The organism is Streptomyces sp. LN549 (genome assembly GCF_043203805.1).
Classification (GTDB): domain Bacteria; phylum Actinomycetota; class Actinomycetes; order Streptomycetales; family Streptomycetaceae; genus Streptomyces.
Map to the genome: position 1 here is coordinate 4,417,676 of NZ_JAZHRI010000002.1, position 20,006 is coordinate 4,437,681.

Annotated in this window: 12 protein-coding genes and 1 pseudogene; 3 read left to right on the forward strand and 10 right to left on the reverse strand. The window is 68.1% G+C overall.

The window, feature by feature from the left end:
* Window positions 1-16 precede the first annotated feature (16 nt).
* The 6 genes and pseudogenes from trxB to SH922_RS19895 all read right to left on the reverse strand — a co-directional run bounded on the left by trxB (window position 17) and on the right by SH922_RS19895 (window position 9,200).
* Window positions 17-979, reverse strand: a complete 963-nt coding sequence (gene trxB, locus SH922_RS19870) for a thioredoxin-disulfide reductase (RefSeq protein ID WP_393059272.1) — start codon at window positions 977-979, stop codon at window positions 17-19.
* 133 nt (window positions 980-1,112) lie between these two features.
* Window positions 1,113-2,069, reverse strand: coding sequence for an anti-sigma factor family protein (locus tag SH922_RS19875; protein WP_393059273.1), 957 nt, complete (start codon window positions 2,067-2,069; stop codon window positions 1,113-1,115).
* The gene (gene sigM / locus SH922_RS19880) at window positions 2,066-2,770 is read right to left on the reverse strand and encodes an RNA polymerase sigma factor SigM (RefSeq protein WP_393059274.1); all 705 of its coding nucleotides are present in this window, start codon (window positions 2,768-2,770) and stop codon (window positions 2,066-2,068) included. Before sigM ends, SH922_RS19875 begins: the two co-directional genes overlap by 4 nt.
* Window positions 2,771-2,842: 72 nt before the next feature.
* Window positions 2,843-4,558, reverse strand: a complete 1,716-nt coding sequence (locus tag SH922_RS19885; protein ID WP_393059275.1) for a serine/threonine protein kinase — start codon at window positions 4,556-4,558, stop codon at window positions 2,843-2,845.
* Between the two features lie 128 nt (window positions 4,559-4,686).
* A pseudogene (murJ, locus tag SH922_RS19890) lies at window positions 4,687-6,853 on the reverse strand (murein biosynthesis integral membrane protein MurJ).
* 49 nt (window positions 6,854-6,902) lie between these two features.
* Complete coding sequence (locus tag SH922_RS19895; protein WP_393063628.1) at window positions 6,903-9,200, reverse strand: DUF6049 family protein; 2,298 nt, start codon at window positions 9,198-9,200, stop codon at window positions 6,903-6,905.
* A gap of 181 nt (window positions 9,201-9,381) precedes the next feature.
* Between SH922_RS19895 and SH922_RS19900 the strand changes: the two genes are divergently transcribed.
* Window positions 9,382-10,824: a CCA tRNA nucleotidyltransferase gene (locus tag SH922_RS19900; protein WP_393059276.1), complete on the forward strand. Its 1,443-nt coding sequence runs from the start codon at window positions 9,382-9,384 to the stop codon at window positions 10,822-10,824.
* A 105-nt stretch (window positions 10,825-10,929) separates the two neighbouring features.
* Here the strand turns inward: SH922_RS19900 and SH922_RS19905 are convergent, their stop codons facing one another.
* The 3 genes from SH922_RS19905 to SH922_RS19915 all read right to left on the reverse strand — a co-directional run bounded on the left by SH922_RS19905 (window position 10,930) and on the right by SH922_RS19915 (window position 14,163).
* Complete coding sequence (locus SH922_RS19905) at window positions 10,930-12,189, reverse strand: MFS transporter (protein ID WP_393059277.1); 1,260 nt, start codon at window positions 12,187-12,189, stop codon at window positions 10,930-10,932.
* Between the two features lie 124 nt (window positions 12,190-12,313).
* On the reverse strand, window positions 12,314-13,396 hold the full coding sequence (locus SH922_RS19910; protein ID WP_136330864.1) for an inositol-3-phosphate synthase: 1,083 nt from the start codon (window positions 13,394-13,396) through the stop codon (window positions 12,314-12,316).
* 62 nt (window positions 13,397-13,458) lie between these two features.
* Window positions 13,459-14,163: a PadR family transcriptional regulator gene (locus tag SH922_RS19915; protein ID WP_393059278.1), complete on the reverse strand. Its 705-nt coding sequence runs from the start codon at window positions 14,161-14,163 to the stop codon at window positions 13,459-13,461.
* A 401-nt stretch (window positions 14,164-14,564) separates the two neighbouring features.
* Between SH922_RS19915 and SH922_RS19920 the strand changes: the two genes are divergently transcribed.
* Window positions 14,565-17,297, forward strand: coding sequence for a transglycosylase domain-containing protein (locus SH922_RS19920; RefSeq protein ID WP_393059279.1), 2,733 nt, complete (start codon window positions 14,565-14,567; stop codon window positions 17,295-17,297).
* 134 nt (window positions 17,298-17,431) lie between these two features.
* Window positions 17,432-18,928, forward strand: coding sequence for a glycosyltransferase family 87 protein (locus SH922_RS19925; RefSeq protein WP_393059280.1), 1,497 nt, complete (start codon window positions 17,432-17,434; stop codon window positions 18,926-18,928).
* Between the two features lie 20 nt (window positions 18,929-18,948).
* Here the strand turns inward: SH922_RS19925 and SH922_RS19930 are convergent, their stop codons facing one another.
* Entirely contained in the window at window positions 18,949-19,980 is a 1,032-nt protein-coding gene (locus SH922_RS19930) for an alanine racemase (RefSeq protein WP_136330867.1), read from the reverse strand.
* Window positions 19,981-20,006 lie beyond the last annotated feature (26 nt).

Here is a 20,006-nt window from a genome sequence, read left to right on the forward strand (position 1 = left end):
GTGGGTGAGGCGTGGATCAGACGGTGGCTGCAGCGGCCTTCTCGTCGTCGGCGAGCGCGGCCAGGAAGCGCTCGGCGTCGAGAGCGGCGGAGCATCCGGTGCCGGCAGCGGTGATGGCCTGCCGGTAGGTGTGGTCGACGACGTCGCCGGCACCGAAGACACCGGTGAGGTTGGTGCGCGTCGAGGGGGCGGCGACCTTGAGGTAGCCCTCGTCGTCGAGGTCGAGCTGGCCCTTGAAGAGCTCGGTGCGCGGGTCGTGGCCGACGGCGATGAACAGGCCGGTCACGGGGAGCTCGGACGTCTCACCGGTCTTGGTGTTGCGCAGGGTGAGACCGGAGAGCTTCTGCTCGCCGTGCACACCGGCGACCTCGCTGTCCCAGGCAAACTTGATCTTCGGGTCGGCGAACGCGCGGTCCTGCATGGCCTTGGAGGCGCGCAGGGAGTCGCGGCGGTGGACGATGGTGACCGACTTGGCGAAGCGGGAGAGGAACGTGGCCTCTTCCATCGCGGTGTCGCCTCCGCCTACCACGGCGATGTCCTGGTCCTTGAAGAAGAAGCCGTCGCAGGTCGCACACCAGGAGACGCCACGTCCGGAGAGGGCGTCCTCGTTGGGCAGACCGAGCTTGCGGTGCTGCGAGCCGGTGGTGACGATGACGGCCTTGGCGCGGTGAACCGTGCCGGCGGTGTCGGTGACGGTCTTGATGTCACCGGTGAGGTCCACGGAGATCACATCGTCGGGAACGAGTTCGGCACCGAAGCGCTCGGCCTGGGCTCGCATGTTGTCCATGAGCTCCGGGCCCATGATCCCGTCCTGGAAACCGGGGAAGTTCTCCACGTCAGTGGTGTTCATCAACGCGCCGCCGGCAGTGACGGCGCCCTCGAACACCAGCGGCTTCAGCGAGGCGCGCGCGGTGTACAGGGCGGCTGTGTAGCCCGCGGGGCCGGAGCCGATGATGATCACATTACGCACGTCGCTCACGGGTTTCTTCCTCGTCTCTGCAGACTGCCTACTGTCCACGCCTACTGGGGTCGGTTCAACGACTCTCACCCCACCCAACGGATCCTACGGGGGATGCATTCCCGACGTGCCCGGTCGGCGTCCGGCGGGATTCTCAGGGGCGTGCGTAGGCGTGCGTCAGAAGGAGTTTCCCCTTGGCCGCGGGCTCGGCATCGACGCAGGACGCGTCGACGACGTAGGCCTGGACCTTGCTGGTGTCCGTGGGATGGGGCAGGACGACGAGGTAGGCGGCGGTGCCTTCGTAGATGCCTCGCTGGAGGGCAAGGGCGGGGGTATTCCGCCCGATGCCCTGCTCGACACAGGACGGGACGGCCACGGTGGGGGCGCGGAGCGGGTTCTTGGGTGACGCGGATTGAGGAGACGCGGAATCCGTAGAGGCCTGCGATTCGGGTGCGGTCTTCGTGTCGGTGGATGGAGCCTGCTTCTCGCTGCCGGAGTCCTGAGGGCTGGCCGCTTCGGTACGGGAGCCCAGGAGGCTCTGTACCCGCCCTTCCAGAGTGGACGGCGAGAAGGTGTCCGAGGCGGACTTGGACAGAGCAGCTCCGCGGTCCATCGCACTACTGTCGGAGCTCTGGGAGAGCTGGACGTTCTGCAGCAAGAAGATGCTCACGCCGACCACGGCAGCGCCGAGGGCGGCGCCAAGTACCGCAGTGCGCCGACGCCGCCGCGCAGGCCGACGGCCGGGACCCGTTGCGGCGCGGGCGTGCCCGGCGGGTCGGTCCGCGAGCTCCGGAGAAGGCGCCGCGGAAGCCGGTTCGGTTTCACGTGAAACATCGGCTGACGAGTCCTGCGCTGTGCCAGTGGAGCGGGCCTCCTTGACCAGCGCCGCGTTGATGCGATCGGCGATGTCGGTGGGCATCGGCTGCGGGGCCGGCAGGGCGCTGAGCAGACCGCGGATCTCTATCAGCGAGGCATGAACGTCGGCGCAGAGCTCGCAGCCGGCCAGGTGGCGTCGGACATCAGCCGTGCGCGAAGGGGAGAGCAGGCCCTCGGTGAGATCGGAGATCTCCGAGACGTCCGGGTGCTGGGTCGTATCGGTCGTCGATGTCATGCGCGTCCACCTCCGCCCTTCGCTGCCGCTGGATCGCTCGTGCCTGCGTCTCTTGGTCCCGCTGCCGGTGGGACGGATGCTCTCGGCGTCCGGTTCCCTTCTGCCCCGGGCTGCTCACCGCCGCCGTTTCCGCTGCGGAGATGAGTGAGCTGAGGTGCCAGCCTGGCGCGTCCCCGCGCACAGCGGCTCTTCACGGTGCCGACCGGCACATCAAGGATGTGGGCCGCCTCCGCCACCGGGTATCCCTGCATGTCGACGAGGACAAGTGCGGCGCGTTGTTCGGCGGGGAGTGTGGCGAGGGCTGCGAGCAGTTCACGCTGAAGGTCCTGGCGCTCTGCGGGCGCTTCGGCGGATTCGTGCGGTTCCAGGAGCTGGTCGAACCGCTCCGGGTCATCGACCGGTGCGGTCCTCCGGGAGGAGGCCTTGCGGACCCGGTCGAGGCAGGCGTTGACCGTGATGCGGTGCAGCCAGGTGGTGACGGCGGACTGGCCACGGAAGGTGTGGGCGGCGCGAAACGCGGAGACCAGGGCGTCCTGCACGGCATCGGCCGCTTCCTCGCGATCCCCCAGGGTCCGCAACGCCACGGCCCACAGCCGGTCGCGATGCCGGCGTACGAGCTCACCGAAGGCGTCCGGTTCACCGGCTACGTGGCGAGCGAGGAGGTCTGAGTCGCTGAGTTGTTCGGACGGCTCGGCGGCCACCTCCCCCTCCCTCCCTCTCTGAATCAAGGTCCGTCTGTCTATCACGGTTCAGGTGGGGAGGGGGAGGGCCGATCAGCCGAGAACGGAGATCTCCGAAATTCCTCCGCGATATCCGCTGCCGGTGTCGTCCTGCGGGAGCTCCGTGACGTGGATCAGGATGTAGCGCGTCCGCACCGGCTTGGCGAGGGTTTCCTTGAGACTGCTTCCTGTCGTTCCCAGCTGGGTGAGGTGCTGCGGGAAGTCCGAGAGGGACGAGGGCGCGGAGGCGTTCTCGTCGGCCGCCAGAACCTCGGCCTTCTGTCCGCTGCGGTACATGGCCACGTCGATGCCGGATACGTCTTTCACGCTGCCGAGGTCTACGACTATCCCGCTGCCGTCCTTGCGGTTCGGATAGTTGCCGAAATTCGGGAAGCCCAGGTAGCGCGGAGTGATCCATGAGGTGCCCGGCTTGCCGTCGACGGCGTTCGGTGCCTCGGCCTGGCTGATGCCCGAGCCGCTGGGCATGAACTCCGCGGCATCGACGATCTGCAGCGGCGCAGCGGGCCGGGACTGCGCCTTGTCGCCGTTCTCCGGGTTGGTCTGCGTGGTCCCCGGGTCGTCCGAACCGTTGTCGTGGTCGAGGAGCGTCTCGGCGAGCTGCCAGCTGCCGAGACCCAGCGCGGCGATGAGCAGCGCGGACACGGCCCATTTGAGGGCCTTCCCGGTGCGGCTCTGCAGCGGGGCAGGGGGTGCGACGACGGGCTGGGCGACGCCGGCACCGGGTACGGCCGGGCGCCCGTAGGTGCCCTGTTGGTACGTCGTCCGCTGGTACTCGGGCGGTGCGGTGAACGTGGGCTCGGGCGGACGGATGCGCGGCATCGCCGCAACGACCTTGGCGAGCTCGTCCGGGGTGGTGCACGGCTGTTCCTGGCGGGAGGCCGTGGCCCCGTCATTGGCGAGAGCCCGCATGGCGATCTCGGAGAGACCGCGGTGGACTCCTGCCCGCACCTGATCCGGTGCGATCAGCCCCACGCCCTTGGGGAGCCCGGTGAGGCCGTAGGCATCGCTCTCGTACGGCCAGCGCTGGGTCAGCGCGGCGTACAGAAGGGCCCCGATCGCCTCGGTGTCGGCGCGCTGCGGTCCGTCGGAGGTGATCCCACGCAGCGCGGCGTTCACGGCGAGACCGCGGATGCGGTACTGGCCCGAGGAGCTGCGCAGCACCGCTCCGGGCGTGAGCCTCAGATGGGCCAGTCCCTCACGATGTGCGGCCGCCATGGCCTGGGAGATCTGGCTGACGAGCTGGTACGCGTCGTGAGCGTCCATCGGCCCCGCGCCCAGGAGGGCGGTCAGTTCGGTGGCGTCGGGAAGCCACTCGTGGACGACGTAGACGAGATCGTTCTCCTCCACGGCGTCGAGGACCTGCACGAAGCGGGGATCGCCGAGCAGAGCGGAGGAGCGGGCTGCGGCCAGCACCGAACGGGCCCGCGGATGGTCCGCCGGCAGGAGATGTACGCCGACCGCGCGGCGCAGTTTCTCGTCGACGGCGCGCCAACTGCTGAACCCGTCCAGACGGGTGACGCACTCCTCGAGCCGGTAGCGCCCGGCAAGCTTGTGACCGCTGTGCAGATCAGGGGTCGGCACGGCGGTTTCGGAGCCGCTCGGCTCACTTTCCGCGTCCTGAGGGCCTGGGCCCGTTGAATCCTGAGCTTCTGCTGCACCGTCGCTCGTGGCCTCGTCCGCCTTCGCGGCCAGCGGCTTGTCGCCACTGTTGTCGGCCACGTCGACAGCAGCCGTGCTACGTTCCGCCACCGTCGTTCCTGCCTCCCCATCCGTTGGGCGATGCCAGCCAGCCCCGCACAGTCACGCCAATTGTGCCCACACTCCGGCGCTATGCACGACACGCGGAGACCGGCGATGGTTGTGCGGGCCGGTGATCCTCAGCGGCCGAGCCGTCCTCGGACCATGCCGACCATGCTGTTGATCTCTTCGATCCGCATGCGCTTCGCCGCGACGAAGAAGACTCCCAGCAGCACGACCCCACCGCAGACCAGCGCGATGAGTGAGCCTCCGGCGCCGTCGCCCAGCCCTTGGAGAAGAGCGAATCCCACAGCGCCGCCGACCACGGCTGCAGGGATCGCAGCGAGGCACAGTCGAGCGTAGGTGCGCAGCACGTGGGCGCCGTCCAGATCGCCGCCCAGCCGGTTGCGCAGCCGCCGCCAGGCGATACCGACCCCTACTGCGTAGGCGAGCCCGTACGAGGCGGCCATGCCGACCACGGCCCACTGGGCAGGCAGCACCACGTAGCAGATGGCCGAGGCAGCCGCGTTGACCAGAGCGACGATGACCGTGTTGTAGAAGGGCGTCCGGGTGTCCTCGTACGCGTAGAACCCCCGCAGCACCACGTACTGGACGGAGTAGGGGATCAGGCCGAGGCCGAAGGCCATCAGGATGAAACCCATGGAGCGGGCGGCCTCGGGGCCGCTGGAGGCGTAGAGCAGGGTGCACATCGGTACGCCCAGGGCGAGGAACGTGAAGGCGACCGGCACGATGGCCACCGCCGAGTTGCGCAGACCCTGCGAGATGTCGTCGCGGACCGCGCCCGGGTCGTTGTCGTGGGCGGCACGGGAGATGCGCGGCAGCAGGGCGGCCATGACCGAGACGGTGATGATCGCCTGCGGCATGCCCCAGATCAGCTGTGCGTTGGAGTAGGCGAGGAACCCCGCCCCGTTCTGGCCGGACGCCTTGCCGGCGGAGGTCGCGAGCTGGGTGACGACCAGCACACCGGCCTGGTTGGCGAAGACGAACAGCACCGTCCACTTGGCCAGCTTGACCGTCTTGCCGAGCCCGTGGCCCTTCCAGTCGAAGCGCGGACGGAAGCGGAATCCGGCCTCGCGCAGATACGGGATCATGGCCAGGGCCTGGACGACGAGGCCGAGCAGGGTGCCGATACCCAGCAGCCGGACACCTTCCGGCGGGATCGTCTGGACGCCCATGTGGGACTCGTGCGAGGTGCCGTAGACCCAGATGAACAGGCCGAACGTGAAGATCATGACGATGTTGTTGAGGACCGGGGTCCACATCATCGCGCCGAACTTTCCGCGGGCGTTGAGGATCTGGCCCATGACGACGTGCACACCCATGAAGAAGATGGTGGGCAGGCAGTACCGGGCGAAGGTGGTGGCCACGTTGTTGGCCGGCGGGGTCGTTGGCGATCGTCGATGACATCAGCCGGATGAGGAAGGGCGCGGCGAAGACCGCGAGGGCGACGATCAGCCCGAGCGCGACCATCACGAGAGTCAGCAGCCGGTTCGCGTAGGCCTCGCCGCCGTCCTCGTCGTCCTTCATCGAGCGGACGAGCTGGGGCACGAAGACCGAGTTGAGGCCGCCGCCCACGGTGAGGATGTAGATCATCGTCGGCAGCGTGTACGCGATGGTAAAGCTGTCGCCGAGGAGAGCGGCACCGAGCGCGGCGGTGATCACCAGGCTGCGGATGAAACCGGTGAGCCGTGAGACGAGGGTGCCGGCGGCCATGATCGCGCTGGACTTCAGCAGACCGGACGCGCGGCCACCGCCGGACTTCGGCGGCTGGGCGGCGGGAACAGGGGCCGGCTCGGGCCGGTCCGGGGCCGGGGACCCGGCCGGACCCTCCTGATCCCGGAAGAGATGGGCGAAGGCGTCCGGCTCCTCACGGTTCGTCGACGCCTGGGTGACGAGATCGTCCACGCCCACGAACTGGGTGGTCGCGGCGTCGTCCCCGTACGGCAGGTGGCGCGACGGGCCGTCCGGCTCGGGGGGCGGGGTCTGCGCCCAGATCCGGGGGTCGGGTGCGTACGGGGCGGCCGGCGGCTGCTGATAGAGCGGCTGCGGCTGCTGGTAGTAGCCGGGAGGCGGCGGCGGATGCGCGGCGCGGTCGTACAACGCCTCGCTCACCGGGTCCTGGGCGGAGAGATCCTGGGACCGGTAGGGGTCGTAGTCGTAGGCCGCCTGCAGGTAGGGATCGGGGGGCGGGGGCATCTGCTCCGGCCCGGGCGGCACCGGTGGCCCGCCCGAAGACCCAGCTCCGCCCGTACCCTGACCGCGGTCACCGTCGTACGGCGCGTTCATCGAAACCCCACCTCATCGTCCCCGGCCGACCGGCCACGACAGACATCGCTCAACGGTCCACTTTCTCACCCGTGCCCGGCGGCTTCGTGCTTTCGGGACCGGTGTCCGGCGTCGGGTCACTCGGCTGCTCGGGTTCACTGCCGTCGTCGCCCGCCGCGCCGCCCGCGTTGGCTCGCTTGCGATGTGCATACATCCGGATGCCGGCGAGAACCAGGAGCAGAAGGCCCCCGGCGATCACGAGCAGCACGGTCGGGGTGAGCTCGGACACCTTCACGGTGAACGCCATCTCCGCGCCGTACGGCCTGCCGTCCTCCGTGTAGAGCTGCGCGGTCATCTGGACCTGACCGTTGATGTTGGCCGCGGCGTCGAATTTCACGGACTGGCTGTGGCCGGCGCCGATCAGGATCGGCTGCTCGGCCACGGCGCCGCCGTCGTTCAGCTCGAGCCGCGTCGCGTTCTCCGACTTCAGCCGGAGCACCAGGTGCTTGACGTCCTGGAGCAGTCTGTTCTGCACCGTCACGGGAATGGTGGCGCTGCGTCCGGACAGGGTGACATCCGACTTCGAGATGAGCTGGACCTCGTTGATGAGGCCCTGGAGATAGGTGCGCACGGAGTCCCGGTACTGCTGGGCCTCCAGGGGCTTGCCCCGCCACGACGTCGACATGGAGCGGTTGATCGCGTTGCCGAAGGGGGTCACCACCCGCTCGGGCTGGGTGAGGATGACCCGGAAGTTGTCGAGGGAGGCCTGGGTGGACTTGATGTCCTGGAAGGCCTGGGTGGGCAGCTCCTGGCTGCGCAGCTTCTTCGGGTACTGGGACGTCCGGGGGACCGTGGTGGTCGCCTCCGCGTCGGGCTTCGCGGCCGCGGCCTGCATCAGGGTCTGGGACTGCGTCCAGCGCCCGTCGTCGAGGGTGTGAAGCGCACGGGCCATCGACTGGGCCTGGGCGATGGTCGGCATCCGCTGGGGCGCCACGACGATGCTTCGGTCCTTGTCCGTGTCCTGCTCGGACAGGGCGAGCGTGAGGGCCAGGAACTTCTGCACGGCGAGCGTGGAGTCCCCTGGCTTCGCCATGTCGCCCTGGAAGGCCGTGGAGAGCCGGGCGTCGGAGACCACCGCGGTGGTGCCGCCGCCGATGGGCCGTGCGGCGGTCGGCGTGTAGGACAGGCCGGCGGTCTCCTGAAGGCTGTCGCTGCGGGCGATCACGTTGTGGGCGCCGGTCGAGGTGGCGACATCGACGATGGACGGGTCGATCGCACCGTCGACGGGCCAGGCGAAGTCGGTCGACGGCTTGAGATGGAGGATGGTCTCCACGGTCATCCCGGCGACCTCGCTGGCCGTCTGGAGATGGCTGAGCGTGCCCGACACGTTTTTGCCGCGGTGCGCGATGGACGCGAGATCGGGGTCTCCGAAGGGCAGGGCGACGACCTTGCCGTCGGCCACCGCCGCTTCCAGTGAGCTGAGCCACTTCTTGGCCACGGCCTGGTTCGTCCCGGCGACCGTGGTGTCACCCGACTTGACGCGATAGTTCTTGGTCATGGCGTCGACACTCGCGAGCAGATCCGGGTCGACGACCCAGGTCACGGGCAGTTGGCTGCCGAGCGACACCATCCGTTCGAGCCGGCCGCCCGGTGCGATCTCGGCGGCCAGGTCGTCATCGGCGAACACCGGGGTCTGCTGCTCGTCGGAGCCGGTTTCCGCGGTGAGATGTGCCGACGCGATAAGCGGCCAGAGGTAGCTGATTCCGGTCTTGGAGTCGCTGTCCTTGTCCTGCCAGGGCAGGAAGGTCCGCTTGATGCCGAGCACGTGGTCGTACTGGGCGCGAGCCGTCTGGCCCGACAACGAGACGCCCAGTTGGTAGACCCCCTCGTCGCCGAGTTCCAGCTTGCTGACGGGGACGGACAGCGTGAAGTCCTGGCTGATGCCCGAAGCGAGCTTGGCGATCTTGACCGTGTACTTGCCCCCGAGCGGATAGGGATCCGTCCCCGGTACGTACCCGGTGCGCTGAGCGGCCGCGTCGATCGAGGTCCTGCCGTAGAGCCGCGGGCCCACGCGCAGATCGACCTGCGCGTCGGTGACGGTTTCCTTGCCCTTGTTGGTCAGGGTGCCGGAGACGGTGAGCGTGTCCCCCTTCACAGGGGCGCTCGGCGTCAGCGTGTCCAAGGACACCGAGACGGTGCTGGATCCGGTCGGAGCCTGGCTCGTCCCGCCGGCCTGCGCCTGCGGGGCGGCCACCCCGGCCAGCAGAGCGGCGACGAGCGGTGCGCCGGCCAGCGCTGCGGCGGTGCGCCGCAGCCACCGGCGGGCAGGAGAGGGACTCATCCCCTGAATGTCTGCCGCCTCGGCCACGCGTATCCGTCCCTCGTCGTCGTCAGCTGCTGTCACTCGTCGTCCGTTGCTGCGTCCCCGCATGGTAACGATCTGCGCCGTGGCCAAGTGCCGGGGAGTGCGCCACGTGATCGGGAGAGTCTCGCAGGGCGAGCGGAAACCATGACGCCCGGGCCGGTCCGGGCACGTACCCTTTTCTGTTGTGCCGAACGCCAATGAAGACAACTCCAGCGCCCTGACCCAGGTGCAGCTCCGTGCAGTCAGCGAACTGCTGCGGGTGTCCCCGGTCGCCGACGATCTCGCCCGCCGATTCCAGGATGCCGGATTCAGTCTCGCCCTGGTCGGTGGCTCGGTCCGGGACGCGCTCCTCGGCAGGCTGGGGAACGACCTGGACTTCACGACCGACGCACGTCCCGAGGACGTACTGAAGATCGTCAGGCCATGGGCGGACTCGGTATGGGAGGTCGGGATCGCCTTCGGCACGGTGGGTGCCCAGAAGGACGGTTACCAGATCGAAGTCACCACATACCGGTCCGAGGCGTACGACAGGACCTCGCGGAAGCCCGAAGTTTCCTACGGTGACTCCATTGAGGAAGACCTCGTCCGCCGCGATTTCACGGTGAACGCGATGGCGGTCGCGCTGCCGCAGAAGGAGTTCGTCGATCCGCACGGCGGCCTCGCGGACCTGGCGGATCGGGTACTGCGTACCCCTGGAACGCCCGAGGATTCCTTCTCCGACGACCCCCTGCGCATGTTGCGCGCTGCGCGTTTTGCCGCACAGCTGGACTTCGAGGTTGCTCCGGACGTCGTCGCCGCGATGACGGAGATGGCGGTTCGGATCGAGATCGTCTCTGCCGAGAGGGTGAGGGAGGAGCTCAATAAGCTCCTGCTCTCTTCGCATCCCCGTAAGGGGCTGGCGCTGCTTGTCGACACGGGACTGGCCGAGCAGGTCCTTCCCGAGCTCCCCGCGCTCCGGCTGGAAAGTGACGAGCATCACCGCCACAAGGACGTGTACGAGCACTCCCTGACCGTCCTGGAGCAGGCGATCGGCCTGGAGGAGGACGGCCCGGACCTCGTTCTGCGCCTCGCTGCCCTTCTCCATGACATCGGCAAGCCGAGGACCCGCCGCTTCGAGAAGGACGGACGGGTCTCGTTCCATCACCACGAGGTGGTGGGCGCCAAGATGGTCAAGAAGCGAATGACCGAGCTCAAGTACTCCAACGACATGGTCAAGGACGTCGCGAAGCTGGTGGAACTGCATCTGCGCTTCCACGGATACGGCGACGGGGAGTGGACGGACTCGGCGGTGCGTCGCTATGTACGCGATGCGGGGCCGCTGCTGGAGCGGCTCCACAAGCTGACGCGCTCGGACTGCACCACGCGGAACAAGCGCAAGGCCAGTGCCCTCTCGCGGACCTACGACGGGCTGGAGGAGCGCATTGCCCAGTTGCAGGACCAGGAGGAACTGGACTCGATCCGACCGGACCTGGACGGGAACGAGATCATGGAGATTCTGAGCGTCGGACCGGGGCCGGTCATCGGCAAGGCGTATGCGTTCCTGCTTGAACTGCGTCTGGAGAACGGGCCGATGGAGCACGACGCGGCCGTGGCCGAGCTCAAGAAGTGGTGGGCAGGGCAGAGCTGAGGTCTCGAAGACCCATTCCGCCCTGAGAGCTGCAGGGCATGTTTCACGTGAAACATGCCCTGCAGCGGATATGCCGACGGCGCTGTTTCACGTGAAACAGCGCCGTCAGTCGTTCCGGCTCCACCGGAACAACATCGCGGCCGCCAGGGCGTACAGCGCGGCCACCCCGATCACCACCGCTGTCGATCTCCCATCAGCAGGCAGGAGCAGTGCGGAGGCTCCGGCGGCGCCCACGAAGGCCACGTTGAACAACACGTCGTAGAGCGAGAAGATCCTGCCGCGGAACGAGTCGTCCACGGCTGTCTGTACCACCGTGTCCGTCGCGATCTTCGCTCCCTGGGTGACAAGGCCGAGGATGAACGCCGCGATGAGTATCGGTACGGGCCGGAACCAGAGGCCAAGTGCCGGCTCCAGCACAGTGGCGGCCGCGGCGCAGACCGCCATCCAGCGAAACCTGCCCAGTCGTCCCGCAGCCCAGGGGGTCAGTACGGCCGCCGCGAAGAACCCCGCACCGGACACCCCGACCGCCAGGCCCAGCAGTGCCAGCCCGTCGGAGTCGTTGTCGGCCCAGGCGTACCGGCACAGCATCAGGACCATGACCGTCAGTGCCCCGTAACAGAAGCGGAGCACCGTCATGGCGGCCAGCGCCCGGGCAGCCTTCCGGCGCTCCGCGAGATGGCGCAGTCCGTGGCCGAGTCCGCGTGCGGTGGTGGCCAGAGCCGTCCGCAGGCGAAGGTGGCTTCCCTTCCTGTCCGGTCCCAGCAGGCCCGCAGCAAGGCTCAGGGAAGCCAGTGCTGAGGCGAGGTAGAGCCCTGCGCCCAGGAGTACCACCGCGGCGTCGGAGTCGGCGAGGAGTAGCCGCACGGCGAAGGCGAGACCGCCGCCCGCGGTGGCGGCCAGGGTGCCCGCGGTCGGTGACAGCGAGTTGGCCATCACCAGCAGATCTCGGTCGACAACGCGTGGCAGTGCGGCGGAGAGGCCGGCCAGGACGAAGCGGTTGACTGCCGTGACGCAGAGCGCCGAGGCATAGAAGAGCCAGTCGGGGGCGGAGCCGAGGATCAGAAGCGCGGTGCAGCAGGCGAGCGCGGCGCGCAGCAGATTGCCGTAGAGGAAGACTTGCCGACGCGGCCAGCGGTCCAGCAGCACACCGGCGAACGGGCCGATGAGCGAGTAGGGCAGCAGGAGTACCGCCATCGCGGAGGCGATCGCGCCGGCGGACGCCTGCTTCTCCGGGGAGAAGACGACGTGTGCCGCGAGGGCCACCTGATAGACGCCGTCGGCCGCCTGGGACAGGATCCGCACGGTCAGCAGACGGCGGAAGTTCCGGAGGCGCAGGAGTATGCGCAGGTCACGCACGACGGGCATGGAAGCAAGGGTCACATACGTTGAGGGTCCCCGGGCGGATTGCCCGGGGACCCTCAACGGTGCGGCAGTCAAGGAGCGTTGCCGCTCTTCACCACGCCGCGCCGACGCACCGTTTTCCGGTGGGTCAGTTGGAGACCTCGCCGCGGATGAACTTCTCGACGTTCTCGCGCGCCTCGTCGTCGAAGTACTGGACCGGCGGGGACTTCATGAAGTACGAGGACGCGGAGAGGATCGGGCCGCCGATGCCGCGGTCCTTGGCGATCTTCGCAGCGCGGACGGCGTCGATGATGACACCGGCCGAGTTCGGGGAGTCCCAGACCTCGAGCTTGTACTCCAGGTTCAGCGGAACGTCACCGAAGGCGCGGCCCTCAAGGCGCACGTACGCCCACTTGCGGTCGTCCAGCCAGGCCACGTAGTCCGACGGGCCGATGTGGACGTTGTCCGCACCGAGCTCGCGGTCACGGATCTGCGAGGTGACGGCCTGCGTCTTGGAGATCTTCTTGGACTCAAGGCGCTCACGCTCGAGCATGTTCTTGAAGTCCATGTTGCCGCCGACGTTCAGCTGCATGGTGCGGTCCAGGACGACGCCCCGGTCCTCGAACAGCTTCGCCATCACGCGGTGCGTGATGGTGGCGCCGACCTGCGACTTGATGTCGTCGCCGACGATCGGGACACCGGCCTCGGTGAACTTGTCGGCCCACTCCTTGGTGCCGGCGATGAAGACCGGGAGGGCGTTGACGAATGCGACCTTGGCGTCGATGGCGCACTGCGCGTAGAACTTCGCAGCGACCTCGGAACCGACGGGCAGGTAGCAGACGAGCACGTCGACCTTGCGGTCCTTGAGGATCTGGACGATGTCGACCGGGGCCTCGGTCGACTCCTCGATGGTCTCGCGGTAGTACTTGCCCAGGCCGTCGTGGGTGTGGCCGCGCTGGACGGTGACGCCGGCGCTCGGCACGTCGCAGAGCTTGATGGTGTTGTTCTCGCTGGCGCCGATGGCGTCCGAGAGGTCGAGGCCGACCTTCTTCGCGTCGACGTCGAAGGCGGCGACGAACTCGACGTCCCGCACGTGGTACTCGCCGAACTGGACGTGCATCAGGCCGGGCACCTTGCCGGCCGGATCGGCGTCCTTGTAGTACTCGACGCCCTGGACCAGCGAGGCGGCGCAGTTGCCCACGCCGACGATGGCTACGCGAACCGAACCCATTCCGGTTGCTCCCTGTGTGTAATGGATGTTCTTGATGAGGACCCCGCGGATCTGCGGAGAACTCACTTGGCGGTGTCGCCGGACGGATCCGGCGGGTTGTTACCCCGCCGGGGCAGGCCGTCCGGCTCTCCTGCGGTGTCCTGCTGAGCTGAGCCCTCGGGCGAGGATCGTTGCTGATCCCGTCCCGATCGCTCGCTCTCGATGAGCTCGTTCAGCCAGCGCACTTCGCGCTCCACGGACTCCATGCCGTGTCGCTGCAGCTCAAGTGTGTAGTCGTCGAGGCGCTCGCGGGTGCGGGCCAGAGAGGCGCTCATCTTCTCGAGACGCTCCTCCAGCCGGCTGCGACGGCCTTCCAGCACCCGCATCCGCACGTCGTGCTCCGTCTGCCCGAAGAAGGCGAAGCGAGCAGCGAAATGCTCGTCCTCCCAGGAGTCGGGGCCGGTGTGCGAGAGCAGTTCCTCGAAGTGTTCCTTGCCTTCTGCCGTCAGCCGGTAGACGATCTTGGCGCGGCGCCCTGCCAGTGAAGAAGCGGGTGCGACCGCACGCCCGGCGCCGGGCGGAAGGTCTGCCGGAACATTTCCCGGCTCCTCGATCAACCAGCCGTTGGCGACCAGAGTCTTGAGGCAGGGGTAGAGGGTTCCGTAGCTGAAGGCACGGAAGATCCCCAACGAGGTGTTGAGGCGCTTGCGCAGCTCGTAGCCGTGCATCGGGGACTCGCGGAGCAGTCCGAGGACGGCGAACTCGAGGATGCCTGAGCGTCTGCTCAACCTCGCCTCCTCCTTCTCCGAGTGCTCTCGCGTGGCCCTGTGCAGAGCCGATGTACCGAGTCGATGTACCGAGCTGATGTATCGACTCGATACATCAGCACGATAGATCGGACTCCGGGCTGCGACAAGGGGGACCTTGGTGAGCGGCGTCACATCACTAATTCGTAGCAACCGACTTGCGTATTTTGGGGTGAAGTTCGGCGTCAGGAGGGTTTTGACCGTGCGTAGTCTGTGCGGCATGCAGACCACCGGGAACCGTGTGACGTCCGAGCGCGTCAGTCTTCGCGGACTAGCCGGATGCACTGCGGATGAGCCTTTCGCAGGGCTGGTCCGTAATTCGGGGGACCGGATCTCAACTGCCGCTTCCAGGCGCTCTCGCCTGCCCGAGGAGTAGTCGTTCGATGAGCGAGCACCGTCGCAAGATGCCGCAACCGCAAGGTGGCGGACGTGCCGCGGCCAGACGAGCCGCCCAGCAGTCCTCCGGACGACGCGCAGCGCCGTCACGCGGAGTAACCTCCGAGTCACCTTCCGGCGCTTATGGCGAGGAGAGTCCGTACGGCGGGCGCGCTGCTGCCAGACGGGCCGCCCAACGGGGCGGCGGTGGCCGCGGTGGATCCGACGGCGGCGGTGGCCGGCGTCGCGGAGGCGGGGACGGCGGCGAGGAAGGCCCCGGCCGGGGCCGTGGGCGCGGTAGCCAGCGCCCGGCCAAGAAGCGCTTCATCGACTACCCACGCTCCGGCAGGCAGGGCCTGCGGCGCTGGATGCCGTCGTGGAAGCTGGTCTCCGGCCTCTGTATCGGTTTCCTCGGCGTTCTGATGGGGCTTGCCGGCCTCGCCTACGCGATGGTCGCCAAGCCCCAGGTCCAGGCGGCCGCGAAGGCGGAGAACAACGTCTACTTCTGGAAAGACGGCTCGCAGATGGTGGCCACCGGCGGTGAGGTCAACCGTCAGATCATCGACTACGCCCAGATTCCGGAAGCGATGCGCAACGCCGTCATCTCCGCCGAGAACAAGACCTTCGACACCGACCACGGCATCGACCCGATGGGTATCGCCCGGGCCGTGTTCAACATGGCCAAGGGCGGTCAGACCCAGGGCGGCTCGACGATCACCCAGCAGTACGTGAAGAACGCGCAGCTGTCGCAGGAACAGAGCCTGAGCCGTAAGTTCCAGGAACTCTTCATCACGCTGAAGGTCGGCAGCGAGATGGACAAGAAGGAAATCATGGCCGGGTACCTCAACGTCTCGTACTACGGACGAGGTGCCTCGGGGATCCAGGCGGCGGCGCGCACGTACTACGGCAAGGACGCCAAGGACCTCAATCCGAGCCAGTGCGCCTTCCTGGCCACCCTGCTCAAGGGCGCCAGCTACTACGACCCCGCGGGTGCTCCGGAGATCGACTCGGTGGAGGCGACCGCGCAGAAGAACAGGGACCGGGCCGAGAAGCGCTGGCGTTGGATCCTCGACGAGGAGGTGAAGGACGGCCGGATGGAGCAGTCGGAACGCGACAAGTACACGAAGTTCCCGATGCCCGACAAGCCGAAGAAGAACGCCCAGCTGGGCGGGCAGATCGGCTATCTCGTCAATACGGCCAAGACCTACATCGTCGAGAACGACAAGGACATCACCCGCGAGAAGCTCGCTCAGGGTGGCTACGAGATCCACACGACCTTTGACAAGAACAAGGTCGAGCAGCTCGACAAGGCCGTCAAGAAGGTCTACGAAGAGAAGATCGACACCAAGAAGCGCCCGAGGACGGACACCCACGTCCAGTTCGGCGGCTCCTCGGTCGATCCGAAGACCGGTGCCATCGAGGCCATCTACGGCGGTGCGGACGCGACGAAGCACTACACCAGCAACGCCGATCCCACCGGTGCCGCGGTTGGTTCCACCTTCAAGCCGTTCGTGCTGGCCGCCGCGATGGAGTACGGCAAGCGGGACCCGTCCGGGGGCACGGAACAGGGCGAGTCGGAGCGTACGAAGGTCTCGCCGAAGAGCATCTACAACGGCGACGACAAGCTGAAGATCAAGAAGTACAACGGCGAGATCTGGACCGACGAGAAGGGCAATGAGTGGCTCCAGGCCAACGACGGCCACGAGTCGAAGGGCAACATCACCCTTCGTGAGGCGATGCGGGTGTCGGCCAACTCGCCCTATGTGCAGCTGGGCATGGACGTCGGTACCGACAAGGTGAAGGCAGCCGCCATGGCGGCCGGCCTGAAGGACGACAAGTACATGGCGAACGCGAGCGTCCCGTCGTTCTCCATCGGCACCTCCTCACCCAGCACGACCAGCATGGCGGGCGCGTACGCCACGTTCGCGGCCAGTGGCCAGCAGCGTGAGCCCTTCTCGGTGACCGAGGTGAAGAAGCGTGGCGAGGTGGTCTACCAGCACAAGGTCGTTGCCAAGAGCGCCTTCTCCAACGTCATCGCCGACAACGTGACGGACGTCCTCAAGAACGTCGTCGAGAAGGGAACCGGTACGCCCGCCAGGCTTCCCGGACGGGATGTCGCCGGCAAGACGGGTACGACGGACGACAACCTGTCCGCCTGGTTCGTGGGCTACACCCCGCAGTTGTCGACCGCGATCAGCATGTACCGGATGGACGACGACGACAGCCACAAGGGCCGCGCGTTCGAGAAGATGTACGGCACCGGTGGCGAGAGGACCATCCACGGCGCCTCGTTCCCCGCCCGGATCTGGCACGACTACATGGCCGAGGCGATGGAGGGCCAGGACAAGGTCTCCTTCCCGAAGCCGGAGCCGATCGGTGACACGGTCTACGGCGGCGGCGCGAAGAGCCCCACCCCGACCCCCACCCCGATGCCTACGCCCACGCCTTCGCCTTCCGAGACGGCGACGGTCACCCCGTCGCCGACCACTCCTGAGGTTCCGACGCCCGACCCGACCGACACCTGCAGTACGTGGGACGTGGCCTGCCAGAACAACAACGGCGGCAATTCCACCGGCTGGACCGACGGCGGCACCGACACCGGTACGACCGACGGAAGCACGAGTGGCACGGACGCCGGGACCACGGACGGGACCGACGGAGGCGCCAGCCCCTCACCCGACACAGGTGGCAACGGGAACGGGAACGGCAACGGCAACGTCTTCGGTGGCCCGGCCGGGTAGCGCCCGGCAGACAGCTCGTCCCACGCGTCCGCCAGGGCGGCACAGGTGAGCCGAGGAGTATGACGAGGGCCGCGGCACCACAGGGTGCGGCGGCCCTCATCGTTTCCACACGCCGGTACGGCAGGATGTGCGGCATGCCAAGCGCAGAGGACACGAACGTGCACCAGGAACGGTCCGTCGTACGGCCCACGCACCAGGACGAGGTCGCCGTGGCCGGCAGCGAGCTGATCGGCGGGAGGTCGGGCCGCTGGGCGCGGCTGGGCAGCACCGCGCTCACGCCCGTGGGTGCCGTCGCGCTGGTGGCGATCGGGATGTTCGCGCTCGGCATGGTGCAGAAACTGCCCTGCTACAACTGGGCGTGGTTCAGAGGCGCCGGCTCCCAGTACACCCATGCCTGCTACTCCGACATCCCGCATCTGTTCGCGGGACGCGGCTTCGCCGACGGGCTGGTGCCGTACTTCGACCGGCTGCCCGGCGACATGCAGTTCCTGGAGTACCCGGTTCTCACCGGCGTGTTCATGCAGATCGCCGCCTGGTTCACCCCGGGCGGCTCCATCCAGGAGCAGGAACAGGCCTACTGGCTCGTCAACGCGGGCATGCTGATGATCTGCACCGCCGTCATCGCCGTGTGTGTCGCACGCACGCACCGGCGCCGGCCCTGGGACGGTCTGCTGGTGGCGCTGGCGCCCGCGTTCGCCCTCACGGCCACGATCAACTGGGACCTGCTGGCGGTCGCCCTGACGGCCGCGGCGATGCTCATGTGGTCCAGGAGCCGTCCTCTGGCTTTCGGCATCCTGATCGGGCTGGCCACGGCCGCCAAGCTCTATCCCGTGTTCCTGCTGGGCCCGGTCTTCGTGTTGTGCTGGCGGGCGGGCAAGTGGCGGGAGTTCGCGGTGGCGACGCTCGGTGCCGCCGGCTCGTGGCTGGTGGTCAACCTGCCGGTGATGGTGTTCGCGCCCGAGGGCTGGAAGAAGTTCTACACCTTCAGCCAGGAGCGCTCGATCGACTTCGGCTCCTTCTGGCTGGTCATCACACAGCGCACCGGCGAATCCATCGAGGTCTCCACGGTCAACACCGTCTCCACGCTGGCAACGGTCGCCCTGTGCGCAGCGATCGGGGCGCTGACGCTGACCGCACCGCGCAGGCCGCGGTTCGCGCAGCTGGCCTTCCTTGTCGTCGCGGTGTTCATCCTCGTCAACAAGGTCTACTCACCGCAGTACGTGCTGTGGCTGATCCCCCTCGCCGCGCTGGCCAGGCCGCGCTGGCGGGACTTCCTGATCTGGCAGGCGTGCGAGGTCATGTACTTCCTGGGGATCTGGATGTACCTCGCCTACACGACGAGCGGGGACAAACACCAGGGGCTGCCCACCGAGGGCTATCAACTGGCGATCGTCCTGCACCTGCTGGGCACGCTCTACCTCTGCGCCGTGGTCGTACGGGACATCCTGATGCCGGAGCGCGACGTGGTGCGGCGTGACGGTTCGGACGACCCGTCGGGCGGAGTGCTCGACGGGGCCGAGGACGTCTTCGTACTGGGTCACGCGGCGGCGCACCGGCCGCGCCATGCCGCGCTGGCCGAGGCGGGACCGCGGGTGGAGTGGGGCACGGCGGGCACACCGGCCGCCGACTGAGCGACCGGCGGCCCGGGGCCTCAGCGGTCGACGAGCCGGTCGAACTGCGTGGTCGTGTGACGCAGATGGGCCACCAGCTCGTCGCCCACCCGCGGCTCCTCGGCGTCCGAGGGCACGAACAGGATCGACACCTGCATGTGCGGCGGCTCGGCGAACCAGCGCTGCTTGCCGGCCCAGACGAACGGCGACAGATTGCGGTTGACGGTGGCCAGCCCGGCCCGGGCGACCCCCTTGGCGCGTGGCATCACACCGTGCAGGGCCTTCGGGGCTTCCAGACCCACGCCGTGCGACGTGCCGCCCGCGACGACGACCAGCCAGCCGTCGGAGGCGGCCTTCTGCTGCCGGTAGCCGAACCGGTCGCCCTTGACGACGCGCGTGACGTCGAGCACCGCGCCCCGGTACTCCGTCGCCTCGTGGTCGCCGAGCCACAGCCTGGTACCGATGCGGGCGCGGAAGCGGGTCTGCGGGAACTGCTGCTGCAGCCGGCCCAGTTCCTCGGCACGCAGATGGCTCACGAACATCGTGTGCAGCGGCAGCCGCGCCGCCCGGAGACGGTCCATCCAGGCGATGACCTCTTCGACCGCGTCCGAACCGTCCGTGCGGTCCAGCGGCAGGTGCAGGGCGAATCCCTCGAGGCGTACGTCCTCGATGGCGGCGTGCAGCTGCCCGAGCTCCTCCTCCTTGACCCCGTGGCGCTTCATCGAGCTCATGCACTCGATGACGACACGGGCACCCACCAGGGCGTGCACGCCGTCCACGGACGAGACGGAACGGATGACCCGGTCGGGCAGCGGCACCGGCTCCTCGCCCCGCCGGAACGGCGTGAGCACCAGCAGGTCACCGCTGAACCAGTCCTTGATGCGGGCCGCTTCGTAGGTGGTGCCGACCGCGAGGATGTCGGAGCCGAAGCGGATCGCCTCGTCGGCCAGCCGCTCGTGGCCGAAGCCGTACCCGTTCCCCTTGCAGACCGGCACGAGGCCGGGGAACTGGTCGAGTACGGATTTCTGGTGCGCCCGCCAGCGCGCGGTGTCGACGTACAGGGAGAGCGCCATGGCCGGTCCGGAACCTTTCTGGTGGC

Excerpts from the sequence above, each read along its gene's own strand:
- SH922_RS19875 (WP_393059273.1), bottom strand. The coding sequence starts at position 2,069 with ATGACATCGACGACCGATACGACCCAGCACCCGGACGTCTCGGAGATC.
- SH922_RS19905 (WP_393059277.1), bottom strand. The coding sequence starts at position 12,189 with ATGCCCGTCGTGCGTGACCTGCGCATACTCCTGCGCCTCCGGAACTTC.
- SH922_RS19910 (WP_136330864.1), bottom strand. The coding sequence starts at position 13,396 with ATGGGTTCGGTTCGCGTAGCCATCGTCGGCGTGGGCAACTGCGCCGCC.
- SH922_RS19920 (WP_393059279.1), top strand. The coding sequence starts at position 14,565 with ATGAGCGAGCACCGTCGCAAGATGCCGCAACCGCAAGGTGGCGGACGT.
- SH922_RS19925 (WP_393059280.1), top strand. The coding sequence starts at position 17,432 with ATGCCAAGCGCAGAGGACACGAACGTGCACCAGGAACGGTCCGTCGTA.
- SH922_RS19930 (WP_136330867.1), bottom strand. The coding sequence starts at position 19,980 with ATGGCGCTCTCCCTGTACGTCGACACCGCGCGCTGGCGGGCGCACCAG.